At 74.1% G+C, this 13,379-nt stretch carries 11 protein-coding genes and 1 pseudogene; 5 read left to right on the top strand and 7 right to left on the bottom strand.

Annotated features, from left to right (window positions below; genetic code table 11):
• Positions 1-89: 89 nt before the first annotated feature.
• From QF032_RS02275 to QF032_RS02260, 4 genes are read right to left on the bottom strand one after another with little or no spacing between them, the layout of a single operon-like run.
• Positions 90-1,148, bottom strand: a complete 1,059-nt coding sequence (locus QF032_RS02275) for a DUF5914 domain-containing protein (RefSeq protein ID WP_307054656.1) — start codon at positions 1,146-1,148, stop codon at positions 90-92.
• Positions 1,145-2,185, bottom strand: a complete 1,041-nt coding sequence (locus QF032_RS02270; RefSeq protein ID WP_307039522.1) for a phytoene/squalene synthase family protein — start codon at positions 2,183-2,185, stop codon at positions 1,145-1,147. Before QF032_RS02270 ends, QF032_RS02275 begins: the two co-directional genes overlap by 4 nt.
• Positions 2,182-3,789, bottom strand: coding sequence for a phytoene desaturase (locus QF032_RS02265; RefSeq protein ID WP_307054654.1), 1,608 nt, complete (start codon positions 3,787-3,789; stop codon positions 2,182-2,184). The genes QF032_RS02270 and QF032_RS02265 overlap by 4 nt, the downstream gene beginning before the upstream one ends.
• Positions 3,786-5,210 carry a polyprenyl synthetase family protein gene (locus tag QF032_RS02260; RefSeq protein WP_373430275.1) on the bottom strand — a complete coding sequence of 475 codons (1,425 nt, stop codon included), beginning with the start codon at positions 5,208-5,210 and terminating at the stop codon, positions 3,786-3,788. The genes QF032_RS02265 and QF032_RS02260 overlap by 4 nt, the downstream gene beginning before the upstream one ends.
• Positions 5,211-5,591: 381 nt before the next feature.
• Between QF032_RS02260 and QF032_RS02255 the strand changes: the two genes are divergently transcribed.
• From QF032_RS02255 to QF032_RS02240, 4 genes are all read left to right on the top strand, one after another.
• A complete protein-coding gene (locus tag QF032_RS02255; protein WP_307054650.1) occupies positions 5,592-6,212 on the top strand; it encodes a sigma-70 family RNA polymerase sigma factor in 621 nt (206 codons plus the stop codon).
• 281 nt (positions 6,213-6,493) lie between these two features.
• Positions 6,494-7,687 carry a lycopene cyclase family protein gene (locus tag QF032_RS02250; protein ID WP_307039515.1) on the top strand — a complete coding sequence of 398 codons (1,194 nt, stop codon included), beginning with the start codon at positions 6,494-6,496 and terminating at the stop codon, positions 7,685-7,687.
• A gap of 71 nt (positions 7,688-7,758) precedes the next feature.
• Positions 7,759-8,490, top strand: a complete 732-nt coding sequence (locus QF032_RS02245) for a class I SAM-dependent methyltransferase (protein WP_307039513.1) — start codon at positions 7,759-7,761, stop codon at positions 8,488-8,490.
• Positions 8,487-10,040, top strand: a complete 1,554-nt coding sequence (locus QF032_RS02240; protein WP_307054647.1) for an FAD-dependent oxidoreductase — start codon at positions 8,487-8,489, stop codon at positions 10,038-10,040. The genes QF032_RS02245 and QF032_RS02240 overlap by 4 nt, the downstream gene beginning before the upstream one ends.
• Here QF032_RS02240 and QF032_RS40545 read toward each other — a convergent pair.
• The 3 genes and pseudogenes from QF032_RS40545 to QF032_RS02230 form a co-directional block, all read right to left on the bottom strand.
• A pseudogene (locus tag QF032_RS40545) lies at positions 9,964-10,227 on the bottom strand (VOC family protein); the annotation flags it as partial. The gene QF032_RS02240 and the pseudogene QF032_RS40545 sit on opposite strands and share 77 nt — an antisense overlap.
• 97 nt (positions 10,228-10,324) lie before the next feature.
• Positions 10,325-11,695 carry a jacalin-like lectin gene (locus tag QF032_RS02235; RefSeq protein ID WP_307054645.1) on the bottom strand — a complete coding sequence of 457 codons (1,371 nt, stop codon included), beginning with the start codon at positions 11,693-11,695 and terminating at the stop codon, positions 10,325-10,327.
• Positions 11,696-11,816: 121 nt separating this feature from the next.
• A complete protein-coding gene (locus QF032_RS02230; RefSeq protein ID WP_307054643.1) occupies positions 11,817-12,326 on the bottom strand; it encodes a DinB family protein in 510 nt (169 codons plus the stop codon).
• Between the two features lie 683 nt (positions 12,327-13,009).
• On the opposite strand from QF032_RS02230, the gene QF032_RS02225 reads away from it, so the two are divergent.
• A complete protein-coding gene (locus QF032_RS02225) occupies positions 13,010-13,354 on the top strand; it encodes a MerR family transcriptional regulator (RefSeq protein ID WP_307054641.1) in 345 nt (114 codons plus the stop codon).
• The last annotated feature ends 25 nt before the right edge of the window (positions 13,355-13,379 follow it).

The following is a 13,379-nucleotide window of genomic DNA, read 5'->3' as shown; positions in this document are numbered from 1 at the left end:
CCCCGGACGCTGCACGGGATCGGCGGACGGGAGAAGTTGCCGGATGGCGTGCTGAGAACGACGCGAACGACGACAGGGCCGGGATCGGCTCAGCCGGGGAAGCGTCCCGTCGAGCGCAGGTGCCAGCGCCGTTGCGCGTAGGCGAGGTCGTCACGCCACAGACGTCCGGCGGCGGCCCGCACCAGCGGACGCAGCAGCGGCGACAACGTGCGCGCCACACCGAAACCGGGGCGCTCCGACGCCGCCACGACCGCCTCCACCACCGCCGTGCGCGGCCTGCCCCGGTCGTCGCGTCCGAGCGGCGTCGCGTGGGTCTCCACCACCGATCCCCGGCCCTCGCCCTCGGTGATGCGCATGACGACCGTGCGCGGCTCGGGCGCGGTGAACACCGCGCGGACGGGCACCACCAGCCGGCCGGCGAGCTTGAAGGAGACGTCGACGGTGAAACCGTCCTCCCGCTCCCCGTCGTGCGCCGCCGCCGTCCCGGGCGCCGCCGCCGTGCCCCGCGCGGTCGCTCCGGGGGCCTCGACGACGGTCAGGTCGACGAAGGAGTAGGGGTGGAACCAGGCGCCGTGCCACGGATCGAGCCGGTTGGCCATCACGTCCTCCGGCTCACACGTGCCGATGCCCACATAGACGGCCGACACCGCGCCCGCCAGGGCGGGCCTGGCCGGCACCACCGGCGCTTCGAGAGGAGGCTCGCCGCCCACCTCGTCCAGGCGCACCCACACCAGGACGCCGTCGTCGTGTGCCGGCAGGGGGTCCCAGCCCGCGAACGGACCGCCGCGCAGGGCGAGTCCGTGCCAGTGGCAGACCAGGGTGCCGCACCGCACGGGGCTGTCGCGCAGCGGCGCCCCCAGGTGTGGGCAGATTCCCGGCCCGGCGACCAGCCGGCCCGAAGCGTCGCGCCACACGACGATCTCCTGCCCGGCGATCGTGCGGGCCAGGGGCCGGTCGTCGCGGACGTCCCGGCTCGCGCCCACGACGTACCAGTTGCCCGAGGGGCGGCCCTGCGCGTCTTTGAGCGCCCGGGCGATCACCGCCGGGCGGGCCTCGCGCCAGGTCGGACGCTGTCGCTCCCAGGCGATCGGGTGCCTGCGCAGCGACAGCGGAAAGCGTCCGCGGCGCGGGGGACGGTCAGGGCTCACACGACCTCCTCGTGCAGGGGCGCCGCGGCGGCGGTCGCGGACGCCGTGGGCCGTCGTCCGGCGGGCGCGGGCGTGGGGGAGAGCGGCACCGGCCGGCGGCCGGCGCGGGCTGCGGCGCGGGCGGCCAGCAGGCGCACCAGTCCGTCGGCGGCCACCGCGGCGCGCCGTCGCCGCGGGACCACGGCACGGCGGTGCAGCACCGTGTATCCGTCGGCGGCGACCGCGTCCAGGATGCCGCCGTACAGCACGAAGGCGGTGCGGATGCAGGGACGGGACACCGGGTCGAGCATGGCGATTCCCGGCGCGGCCTCGCGGTAGACGCCCCGGGTCAGGTGCGCGAAGGCTTCGAGTGCCGCGCGGATCCGTGGGTCGCGGCGGCAGGTGCTCCGGCTCCAGTGCAGCAGCTCGCGGTCCACGCCGTGCGCGGACAGCAGGTCGGCGGGCAGGTAGACGCGTCCGCGGTCGAGGTCCTCCCCGGCGTCGCGCAGGAAGTTGCTCAGCTGGAAGGCGACCCCCAGGGCCGCGGCGTGCGGGGCCGCTTCCTCGCGGGGGACCACGGTGCCCAGGATCGGCAGCATCTGCAGTCCGATCACCGCGGCCGAGCCGTGCATGTAGGCGCGCAGGTCGGCGTAGGTCGGGTAGTCGGTGACCTCAAGGTCGCTGCGCATGGACGCCATGAAGTCGTCGAAGTGCCGGTGGTCGATGGCATAGCGCCGGGCGGTGTCGGCGAGCGCGAGGACCACCGGCTCGGTGCTGCGGCCGTCCCGGAGGCCGCGGCGCAGGCGCTCCTGGAGGCCGGCGAGGTCGGCCGCGCGGCGATGGACGGGGACGTCCGCGTCCAGGGAGTCGACGATGTCGTCGGCCCAGCGGGCGAATCCGTAGAGGGCGTGGACGGCGGGACGGCGCTCCACGGGCAGCAGCCGGGTGGCGAGGAAGTACGTCCTGCCGTGCCGGGCGTTGAGCCGACGGCATTGTGCGTAGGCCGCGCGCAGCGCCGGTTCGGTGATGCGCGCGGCGTCGAGTTCCCGGGCGGTCACGGGCGCGTTCCTTCCTGCACGGGCGACACGGACGGCGTGGGTGATGTGGGCGGCACGGGGGACACGGGCGGCGTGGCGGCCACCGTCGACGGGGTGCGCTCGCGCCGGGGTCCGGGGGGCGCGTGCCGGCCGGTGATCCGCGCCGCGGCGAGCTTGCCGGACAGCAGCACGGTGGGGACGCCCACCCCGGGTGTGGTGCCGCAGCCCGCGAGCACGGCGTTGGCGGTGCCGCGGACGAGGTTGCGCGGCCGGAACGGGCCGGTCTGCGCGAAGGTGTGGGCGGCCGAGAAGGGGGTGCCGGCCGCGTGCCCCTGGGCCGTCCAGTCGGCGGGGGTGACGAGGACCTCCTCCTCCACGGCGTCGGCGATGCCGTCGAGTCCGCGTCGTTCGAGTTCCCGCAGGACGCTGTCGCGGTAGCGCGGTGCGAGGTCGCTCCAGGCGGCGGCGCCCGGCCCGATGTCGGTGTTCGGGCAGGGGGCCAGGATGTAGTGGAGGTGGCGGCCGGGCGGCGCGAGCGCCGGGTCGGTGGCGGTGGGCCGGGTGATGAGCAGCGACGGGTCGCTCATCAAGCGTCCCTCGCGGGTGAGTTCGTCGAAGGTGCGGTGCCACCGCGCCCCGAACGACAGGGTGTGGTGCGCGAGTCCGGGCCAGGTGCGGTCGGTTCCGGCGTGCAGGACGACGGCCGACGGCGCGTGCCGGATCGCCAGGGGGCGGCGCGGTGTGCGGCCGAGGAGCCCGTAGGAGACCGGCAGGTCCGGGGTCAGGACCACGGCGTCGCAGGCGATGCGGTCCTGGCCGGTGACGACGGCGGTGACCCGGTCGGCCGAGCGTTCCAGCCGGGTGACGTCCTGGCCGAACCGCAGATCGGCGCCCGCCTTCGTGGCGGCGTCCGCCATGGCCTGCGGCAGGGCGTGCATCCCCCCGCGGGGGAAGTACACGCCGGCGACGGTGTCCATGTAGGCGATCACGGCGTACGCGGCCAGGGCCCGCGCCGGGGTGACTCCGGCGTACAGCGCCTGGAAGGAGAAGACGCGGCGCAGCCGTTCGTCGCGCAGGTGACGGCCGATCCTCGCGTCCAGCCGGCCGAATCCGCCGAGGGCGGCGAGCCGGGCCAGGTCCGGGGTCAGCAGTTGGAAGGGGGAGTCGAAGTTGGCGTCGATGAAGCGCCGCATCTGAGCCCGGTACAACCGCTCCAGCCAGACGCGCAGCCGTCGGTAGCCCGCGGCTTCCGCGACCCCCGCGAAGCGTTCGACCTCCGCTTCCATCGCCCGCGGGTCGGTGTGCACGTCGAGGCCGCTGCCGTCGGCGAACAGCGCCCGGTAGGCGGGGTGCAGGGGGATGAGGTCGACGCGGTCGCGCAGGTTCTCGCCGACCGCCGCGAACGCCTCGTCGGCGAGGTCGGGCATGGTCAGCACGGTGGGCCCGGTGTCGATGCGGTAGCCGCCGCGCTCCAGACGTCCGGCGCGGCCTCCGGGCAGTGTGTCGCGTTCGAGCAGGGTGACCCGGCGGCCCGCGCCGAGCAGGTGCAGCGTCGTCGCCAGGCCGGAGAGCCCGGCGCCGATCACCACGACGTGATCCGTGGGCCCGGGAACGGTTCTGGTCATCGCAGGACTCCGTCGGCGCCGGCGGAGAGGAGGAGGGTGAACGGCAGACCGCCGTCCTCTCCTCCGCACGCTCCGGGTGAGGGACTGGGACTGGGACTGGGACTGGGGCTGAGGATGGAGGTGGGGGTCGTGCCTGCCGAGGCGTGCAGCAGCCGTCGAAGGCGCCCTCGGGCCTGCGGCTCCAGGACGGCGGAGTCGAGGTGGCGCATCCCCTGGGCGACCAGCCGGTCGATCTTCGCCTCGACGAGGTCACGTGCGCCGGTGGCCTCCAGCACGTCACGGACCTCCGCGAGACCGCTCTCGGAGAGGTCGGCGCGGCCGAGGGAGTGCCGCAGCACGGCGCTGGCACGGCGGTCGCCGGTCGTCTCCGCTCGACCCCGCGCCACCGCCACCAGGTAAGTGGGTTTGCCCGCCCGGATGTCGCCGCCCGCGGGTTTGCCGGTGCGCCGGGGGTCGCCGAAGACGTCGGCGAGGTCGTCGCGCAGCTGGAACGCGATGCCGACGCACCGGCCCGCCGAGCACAGCGCCGCGCTCCGCGCGCCGTCCGCTCCCGCCAGGGCGGCTCCGAGCGCCAGTGGACGTTCGACCGAGTACAGCGCGCTCTTGAGGCAGGCGGCGCGGACGGCCCGGGCCAGGGACAGCGAGGAGGTCGCCTGGCCGTGGAGGTCCAGGTACTGCCCGGCCACCATCTCCGTGCGCATGGTGCTCCACAGATCGCGCAGGGCGCGGGCCGTGCCCGGGGGCGCCTCGACGGCCGCGACGGTGTCGTCGGCCCAGGCCAGGGCCAGGTCCCCGGCGAGGATCGCCGCGGCTTCGCCGAAGCGCCGGGCGCGGTCGGCGGACACGGAGCCCGCGTACTGGGCGGTGACGTCCGCGTGCAGGGCGAGCCGTCCGCGGCGCAGCCGGGAGCCGTCCATGACGTCGTCGTGGACGAGGGCGCAGGTCTGGATCAGTTCGAGGGCGGCACCGACGCGCAGGGCGGCCTCCGCCTGGGCCGCTCCGCCGCCGCAGGCGCGCAGCGCCCACCACACGAACTGGGAGCGCATCCGCTTGCCTCCCTCGACGGTGCACCGCGCGACGCGTTCGGCGAGGTCACGGCCGAACACCGGGTCGAGGGCGGCGGCCTGCTCCACCCGTTCGGCCAGCAGGGCGCCGAGGACGCGTCCCACGGCCGCGGGCACATCGCCGTCGACGGCATCGACGGCATCGACGGCATCGACGGCATCGACGGCATCGACGGCATCGACGGCGTCGGGGCGGTTCGCGCCCGGCCGGTCGTGCGGGTCCGGCGGGGCCTGTGCGCGGCCGCCGGGGGAGCGGCGGCCGTCTGCCGCGCGGGGGCGGCCGCTCGGCGGGCGCTCGGTCCGAGGATCGGGTGCCTTCTCGGGCACGGGAAGATCCTTCGCCTCGGTGGGACGCATCCCGGTTCCTCTCGCCGCGGTCGCTTCGGGTCTGACGTAATGCCTTCCGCGGCCGAGGCCGTCACGGATGCGCCATCGGGGCAGAACGTGCGGTCGGTTCTCGCCCGAAAGAGCGATCGGGCGACGCCGCACACCCGAAGCGGGCACAAACCGATGCACAGACGATGCGAGTTGTGGCGCCGCGTGCGCGCTTCGCATGGTGGGTGAGCCGCGACAGCCGACCGCGACCGACGCGTCGGCCGAGGAGCCCTCGCACGGCGGACCGCTCTCCACATCCGCCCGCGACGGCCCCGCGACGCCCCGCATCCGCCCGCGACGCCCCGCATCCGCCCGCGACGGCCCCGCGACGGCATGGTCACCGCCCCCACGAGGAGCAGCGTCATGACTGCACGCCCAGTCACCGAGCAGACCGCCGACAGTGCCCCGCTGCGGGCTCCGACGGAGGGCTCCCCGGCCGACGAGGAACTCGCCGCGGGCTTCGTCGCCGGTGACGCAGCCTGCCTGGCCGCCGTCTACCACCGGTGGGGCGCGCTGGTGCACACCCTCGCGCTGCGCTCCCTGGCGGACGTCCGGGAGGCGGAGGACGTCACCCAGACCGTGTTCCTGGCCGCGTGGCGGGGACGTGCGGGGTTCGCCCCGGAGCGGGGCGCGCTGGGGGCGTGGCTCGTCGGGATCACCCGCCGCAAGATCGCCGACGCCCTGTCGGCCCGTACCCGACGCGCCGAGCTGGTGGCCGCGGCCGGGGCGCGCATGTCGGCCGGGTCGGTGGACCACGGCGCACAGCCCGAGGTCGTGCTCGACCGGGTCCTCGTCGGCAGCGAGCTCGCCAGACTGCCCGCCGCCCAACGACGTGTGCTCACCCTCGCCTTCTACGACGACCTGACGCAGCCGCAGATCGCCGCGCTCACCGGCTGGCCCCTGGGCACGGTCAAAAGCCACGCACGGCGCGGTCTGCACCGGCTCAGCCGCTGCCTCCGGGCGGCCGGCGTCCACGCCGAGTGATCCGACGCACGATCGACGCGACCGGCCGGACGGCCTCCGCGTGGCGTCCGGATCGCCCCACGGCCCGGCCGGTCACCCGCTGCGGATGTGTGCCCGAGGTGTCCGCGACGCATCCGCCGCGCCCCGTGACTCGTCCCCCTTCGGATCAGGCGGGTGGGACCCACACGGCCGACAACCCGGCGGAGCCTGCATCCGCGGAGGCCTCCCCGGGTGAATGCTTCTGACAGATCACCGGTCGTGGACGGACCGCCGGTGGGAGCGCCGGACGGAGGGAGCGGCCCGTGCTGCACGCGGAGGTGGCCATCCTGGGCGCGGGAGCGGCCGGACTTTCCCTCGCCCACCGCCTCTCGCACCCCGCCCCGCTGGGCCGGCGGGTGACCGCCGTGCTGCTGGACGCCCCGCCCGGCCCCCTCCGCCCGCCCCGCCGCACCTGGTGCTTCTGGGAAGCGGGGGACGGACCCTACGACGACGCCGTGACCGCCGCATGGCGGCGGCTGCGCGTCCACGACCCCACCGGCCGGCCCACCGAGGACGACATCGCCCCGCTCCGCTACAAGATGCTCCGCTCCGACGACTTCGCATGTCATGTCGACCACGCCCTCGCCCAGAGCGACGACGTCCGACGGCTGGAGGCGGCCGTCGAGACGGTGCGCGGCGACGCCGACGGCGCAGAGATCCTCGCGCGCACGGACGACGGCCGCCCCGTCACCGTGCACGCCCGCTGGGTGTTCGACTCCCGGCCGCTCGCCCGCCTCCCGGCGGCCCGCACCACCCTGCTGCAGCACTTCCACGGCTGGTTCGTCCGCACCGACCGCCCGGCGTTCGACCCCGGAACGGCGATGCTCATGGACTTCCGGGTGCCGCAGCCCCCGCAGGGCCTCGCCTTCGGCTACCTGCTGCCCACCGACCGCCACCGGGCCCTCGTGGAGTACACCGAGTTCTCCCACGCCGTCCTCCCCCGGCGCGCCTACGACGAGGCGCTGCGCCGCTACACCGACGACACGCTGCGCCTCGGCGGCTTCGAGGTCACCGAGACCGAGACCGGCGTCATCCCGATGACCGACGCCCGCTTCGCCCGCCGGGCGGCGCCGTCGGTCTTCCGTATCGGTGCGGCGGGCGGTGCCACCCGGCCGTCCACGGGGTACACGTTCTCCGCCGTCCAGCGTCAGACGCGGGCCGTCGCCGAGGCCCTGCACGCGGACCGCCACCCGCTGCCCCCGCCCGCCCACTCCGCCCGCTCGCGCGCCATGGACGCGGTGATGCTGCGGGCGCTCGACAGCGGACGCGTCGACGGCGCCGCGTTCTTCGCCCGGCTCTTCGCCCAGGTGCCGATGCGACGGCTGCTGCGCTTCCTCGACGGCGAGACCCGTCTGCACGAGGACCTCTCCGTCGGCATCCGCACCCCCGTCCTGCCGATGCTCCGCAGCGCGGCCGAGCTGCCCTGGCTTCCCCGCACGCCCCGACACGGACCGTGACCCCCGCCAGACACGGTTCCGCACGGTTGCGCGCACCCCTACCGACGAGACCGTATGACCGAGGAGACCGTATGACACTGCTGCGCGACGAGGACCTGGCCGCCGCGTTCGACCACGCTTCCCGCAGCTACGACGCCCTGGTCGCCGTCAACCCCGGCTACCACGGCCAGCTGCGTCGCTCGGCGCGCCGTCTCGGCCTGCCGCGCGGCGGCGCCGGCCTTCGCGTACTGGACCTCGGCTGCGGGACGGGCGCCTCGACGGCCGCCCTGGCCGCCGTCCTGCCCGGCGCCGAGATCACCGCCGTGGACGCCTCGGCCGGCATGCTGGAGCGCGCCGCCGGCAAACCGTGGCGGAGCGGGGTGACGTTCCTGCGGGCCCCCGCCGAGCGGCTGGCCGGGGCAGGCGTGCACGGCCCCTTCGACGCGGTCTTCGCCGCCTATCTCATGCGCAACGTCACCGATCCCGACGCCGTGCTCTCGGCGGTGCACGACGTGCTCGCGCCGGGGGGCAGGCTGGCGGTCCACGAGTACACCCTGAGCGGCCGCGCCGCTCACCGCGCGCTGTGGACGGGCGTGTGCCGAGGCCTCGTCCTGCCCGTGGCCACCGTGCTCGGCGACGGCGACCTCTACCGCCATCTGTGGCGCAGTGTCGTGGAGTTCGACACCGCGGACCGCTTCGCCGCCCGGGTCCGCGCGGCCGGCCTGCGCGACGTGCGGGTGCTGCCCCTGCCGGGCTGGCAGACCGGCGTCACCCACACCGTCGTCGCCCGCCGCCCGCCCACCGCCGCGGAGAACGCCCGATGACCCGCTCCCCGCGGTCGACCGCTCCCCGGCGCGGCCGGGACCGGCGCGCCCGCACCCTGCTCCCCGCGCCGGGCGTGCCCCGGCTCACCGGCGACCGTCGTCCGACGACCGCGGTCGTGGGCGGCGGCATCGCCGGACTGGCCGCCGCGACGGCCCTGGCGGAACGGGGAGTGCGGGTCACGCTCTACGAACGCGAGGACGCCCTGGGAGGACGCCTCGCCGGCCGGCCCACCGTCCTCGCCGACGGCAGCGACGTCACCATGAGCCGAGGTTTCCACGCGTTCTTCCGCCAGTACTACAACCTGCGCGGACTTCTGCGCCGCACCGATCCGGGGCTGGAGCGCCTGCGCGGGCTGCCCGACTATCCGCTGCGGCACGAAAACGGCCTGCACGACAGCTTCCGGCACGTCCCGCGCACCCCGCCCTGGAGCGCTCTCGGATTCGTGGCCCTGAGCCCGACCTTCGGATTCCGCGATCTCGCCCGCATGAACCCGGTCGCCGCGTTGCCCCTGCTGGACGTGCGCGTCCCCGACGTCTACGCGCGACTCGACGACGTCAGCGCGCACGACTTCCTCCGGTCGGTCCGCTTCCCCGAGGCCGCCCACCACCTCGCGTTCGAGGTCTTCTCCCGGAGCTTCTTCGCCGACCCCCGTCACCTCTCGGCGGCGGAGATGGTGCTGATGTTCCACATCTACTTCCTCGGCTCGTCCGAGGGGCTGCTGTTCGACGTGCCGGACGAGCCCTTCCCCGCGGCCCTCTGGGATCCTCTCGCCGGTTATCTGCGCGGCCACGGCGTCGAACTGCGCACCGGCACCCCCGTCGAGGCCGTCGAGCCGACCGCGGACGGCGGCTTCCTCGTCGCCGCCGACGCCGCACAGCACCGTTACGACACCACCGTGCTGGCCCTGGACGCGGCGGGCCTGAGGTCGCTCGCCGCGCGCTCCCCGCAGCTGGCGGACGCCGCCTGGCGTGAGCGGACGGCGAGGCTGCGCACCGCGCCGCCCTTCCTCGTCTCACGCCTGTGGCTGGACCGCCCGGTCGCCGCCGACCGCCCGGGGTTCCTCGGGACCAGCGGCTACGGGACCCTCGACAACGTCAGCGTGCTCGAACGCTGGGAGGGCGAGGCCGCGCGCTGGACCTCCCGGACCGCAGGCTCGGTCGTCGAACTGCACGCCTACGCGCTGCCCGACCGCCCGGCACACGATGTGGAGCAGAAGCGGCTGCTGGAGCAACTGCACCGGGTGTATCCGGAGACCCGCGCGGCGAGGGTGGTCGACGAACGGCACGAGTGGCGGGCCGACTGCCCCCTCTTCCCGGTCGGCGGCTACGACGACCGGCCCACCGTGCGCACCTGCGACCCGGGCCTGGTGGTGGCCGGCGACCTCGTGCGCACGGACCTGCCGGTGGCGCTCATGGAACGCGCCGCCACGAGCGGCTTCCTCGCCGCCAACGCGCTGCTGGAACGCTGGGGCGTCAGCGGCCAGACCCTGTGGACGGTGCCGGACCGGGGCCGCGGCGCACTGCTGCGCCGACTCGCCCGACTGGGCTGAAGCCGGGGTGGTGACGGCACCCGGCGGGACGGAGAGGCCGGGCGAAGCGCACCCCGAATGCGCGCAGCCGGTCGAACTCCGCTCGGACGTCGTCCACGGCGAAGGCGGTGGCCGGGATGCCGTCGATGCCGTAAGGGACCACTGCCGTCCGGTAGGGCTGCACCGCCGGACGGCCGGTGGCTCGAGCAGCGGCTCGGTGCCCCTGATCCCGTCGTGCGCGGTCTGTCGATCGGGGCCACCGATCGGCAGACCGCGTTACGGAAGTCCGGTCGTCGGCGGTCGGCTCAGCGCCGGGTGTAGACGAATCCGATCTTGTCGACCGCGTCGCCGGACCGTCCGTGGAACCCGGCTATCTGCCAGCCGGAGGGCGCGGTGCGGGTGACGCACGTGGAGGTCGTGGTCCCGCCGGCCAGTGTGCGGCCGAGGTTGGTGGTGAATCTGGTGTAGAAGATCCGGGTGTGGCCGTCCTTCTGGGCCTGGCACAGGTAGGCGGTGGTGAGGTATTCGTCGCCGCCCAGCGTGAGGGAGGCGGCGGTGCCGCCGCTGCCGCCGTGGGTGAGGGTGGTGCCGCCCGCGAGGGTGAGGCTCACCTGGTCGACGCGGGCGCCGGTGCGCAGGGCGACGCTCGTGACGCGGGCCCCGGCCGGGACACCGGTGATGTCGTTGTAGTAGTCGCCGTGGGGTCCGCCGAACTGGTCGCTGAGCTGGAGGTCCGGGTTGCGCGACCAGGAGAAGCCGACGCCGACGGGGTCGTGGTCGGACAGCATGAGCCCGTCGCCGGTGAGGAACTTGGCGTGCTCGTTGTTGTAGGACGTGGCGTTGAGCGTGACCAGTCTGCTGCCGCGGTAGAGGACCTTGTCGACGACCTCGCAGGTGTTGGGCACGGTGGGTCCGGTCTGGTCGCAGACGAGGTCGCCGCTGCCCTTGGCGGGCGGGGTGCCGCCGCGGACCAACTGGACCCAGGCGTCGGTGAGTTTGTTGGCGGCGCCGAACTCGGCGATGGTGTCGCCGGAGCGGGTGTAGCGGGTGTTGGTGTCGCCCATGACGACGACGGCGTTGCCGGCGGAGTGGGTGGCGATGAACCCGGTGAGCTGGGCGAGGTTGGCGGCGCGCGCGGCGAGGTCGTCGTCGTTGGTGCCGGCGTTGGTGTGCAGGTTGTAGAAGTCGACGTAGACGCCGTCGGCGAGGCGCTCGCGTATGAACGTGAAGCCCTTGGGGGTCAGACAGTCGCCCGATCCATAGGTGCAGGTGTTCCAGCGCACCCGCTCGAAGTCGTCGGCGTCGTAGGGGAGTTTCGAGAGGGTGTTGAGGCCGCTGCCGATGGCGGCGCCGCCGCTGGTCGGGGTGCGGTAGGCGTGTGCGGTGTCGGCGGCGTAGAGGTGGGCGTGGTAGTTGAAGTCCTCCTGGGCGTGGACGATGTCGTACGGCGCGATCCGTTGGCCGATGGCCGTGGTGCTGGTGTCGCGGGGCGTGGAGGCGCTGGAGATGATCGCCGGCAGGCCCGCGACGTTGTAGGACAGGACGCTGAAGGCGCCCGATTCGGCCGCGCCCGATTCGGCCGCGCCCGATTCGGCCGCGGCCGCCGAGGGCGCGGCCGCGGTGAGCGCGCCGACGGCGGCGGCTGCGGCCGTCAGGCAGGCGATAAGTCTGCGCATGGGGGAGTGCCTCCTGGGGAGGGAAAGCGATTGTGGTCGCAACACGCCAGAAGTTACCGCCGGTTACCCCGGAGCTGTCGAGAGGTCGGACGCTGTTTCCCGGGTGAAGTCTTTCCTGGGCTCAGGCGCCCACGGTGCCGTCGACGCCTTCGCGCAGGAAGTCAGCGTGCCCGTTGTGACGGCCGTACTCCAGGAGCACGTGCACCATCACCATCCGCAGCGACACCTCCTCCTCCCACCTCGGCTGGTAGCCGGCCTGGTCCAGGGACTCGGCCGCCCGCTCGACCCGGCGCGAGTTCTCCACCTCCGCCTGCCAGGCGCCGAAGGCCTCTTCCCTGGTCGACGTGCTCGCGTCGTAGGCGGCCTGGAAGTCGATCTCGTCCGACCAGACCATGGGAGCTTCGTTGTCCTCGAACACCCGCCGGAACCAGGCGCGTTCGACCTCCGCCATGTGCCGCACCAGGCCGAGCAGGGAGAGCGTCGACGGAGGCATCGACTGCTGCCGCAGCTCCTCGTCGGTCAGCCCTTCGCACTTCATGGCGAGGGTCGCGCGGTGGTAGTCGAGGAAGGCGCGCAGCATGTCTCGTTCGGTGCCGAAGCTGGGCGGTCCAGTGCGATCGTCGCGGGTCACTTGCCGTTACTCCTCGTTCCGCCGGTCGGGGAGCGCCAGTATCCATCAGGCGCCGGGCCCGTGGGGGTGCGATGGGCGACGCGACCGCGGCCCGGGTCCGCCGTCGCCCGTCCCGCACGGAAACGGCTGGGGCCTGATCGCCGCCGAGGGCGCGGTCCGGGTCCGCGGGGGTCCGATTCCGGGTCCGGGTCCGGCGGTGTGACGGCAGTCTTCCGGGTGTGGCCTGGCCAGAAGACCGGGTAATGGCGATCAAGAAAATCTATGCTGGCGACGGTAGACATGGATCGGTTGCTGGGTTAGTGTTTCTCTCGTACTCAGGAAGTCGAGAGAGTGCGGCAGACACGAACTGCCGCACATGCGGTCCAAGAAGGACGCGGCCCACCGGGCCGCGAGCAGTACCCGCGGTATCCAGCAGTAGCAGTGTCACCGTGTAGCCGAAAGTAAGGAGCAGACGCCATCAGGATCGCCCGGGCGCGGAGGAAGTCCGCCCGGGTACCGCAGACCCCGGATTGGAAGGTGGTCCCCGGTCACGCAGCAGCGATCCCCGCAGCCCCGCCCCTCCGGGCGGACCTCGCGGAACAAGGTGCCGGCGCAGTCGGTCGGCAGATGGTGTTGACAGCTCGGGGCCCGGGTGCCGGTACGGCACCCGGGCCCCCCGACGCGTCCCCCGGAAGAAGAGGTCTATGCCCTCACGCAGTACCCGCCCGGTCGCCCCTCTGGACGACGACGACTACCCCGCCTACACCATGGGCAGGGCGGCCGAGATGCTCGGCGCCACTCCCGCGTTCTTGCGCGCCCTCGGCGAACACCGCCTGATCACCCCCCTCCGCTCCGAAGGCGGTCACCGCCGCTACTCCCGCTACCAACTGCGTATCGCGGCGCGTGCCCGCGAACTCGTCGACCAGGGCACCCCCGTCGAGGCCGCCTGCCGCATCGTCATCCTCGAAGACCAACTCGAGGAGGCGCAGCGCATGAACGAGGAACTGCGCAACCAGCGCGGCACGGCACAGCAGAGGTCAACCGCCTGACCAGGGCGCCGCCCGCGGCCGGTAC

This window comes from Streptomyces achromogenes (assembly GCF_030816715.1).
Classification (GTDB): Bacteria; Actinomycetota; Actinomycetes; order Streptomycetales; family Streptomycetaceae; genus Streptomyces; species Streptomyces achromogenes_A.
Note: the sequence above shows the minus strand (reverse complement) of the source record. Positions and strands in the feature narration are given on the sequence as shown.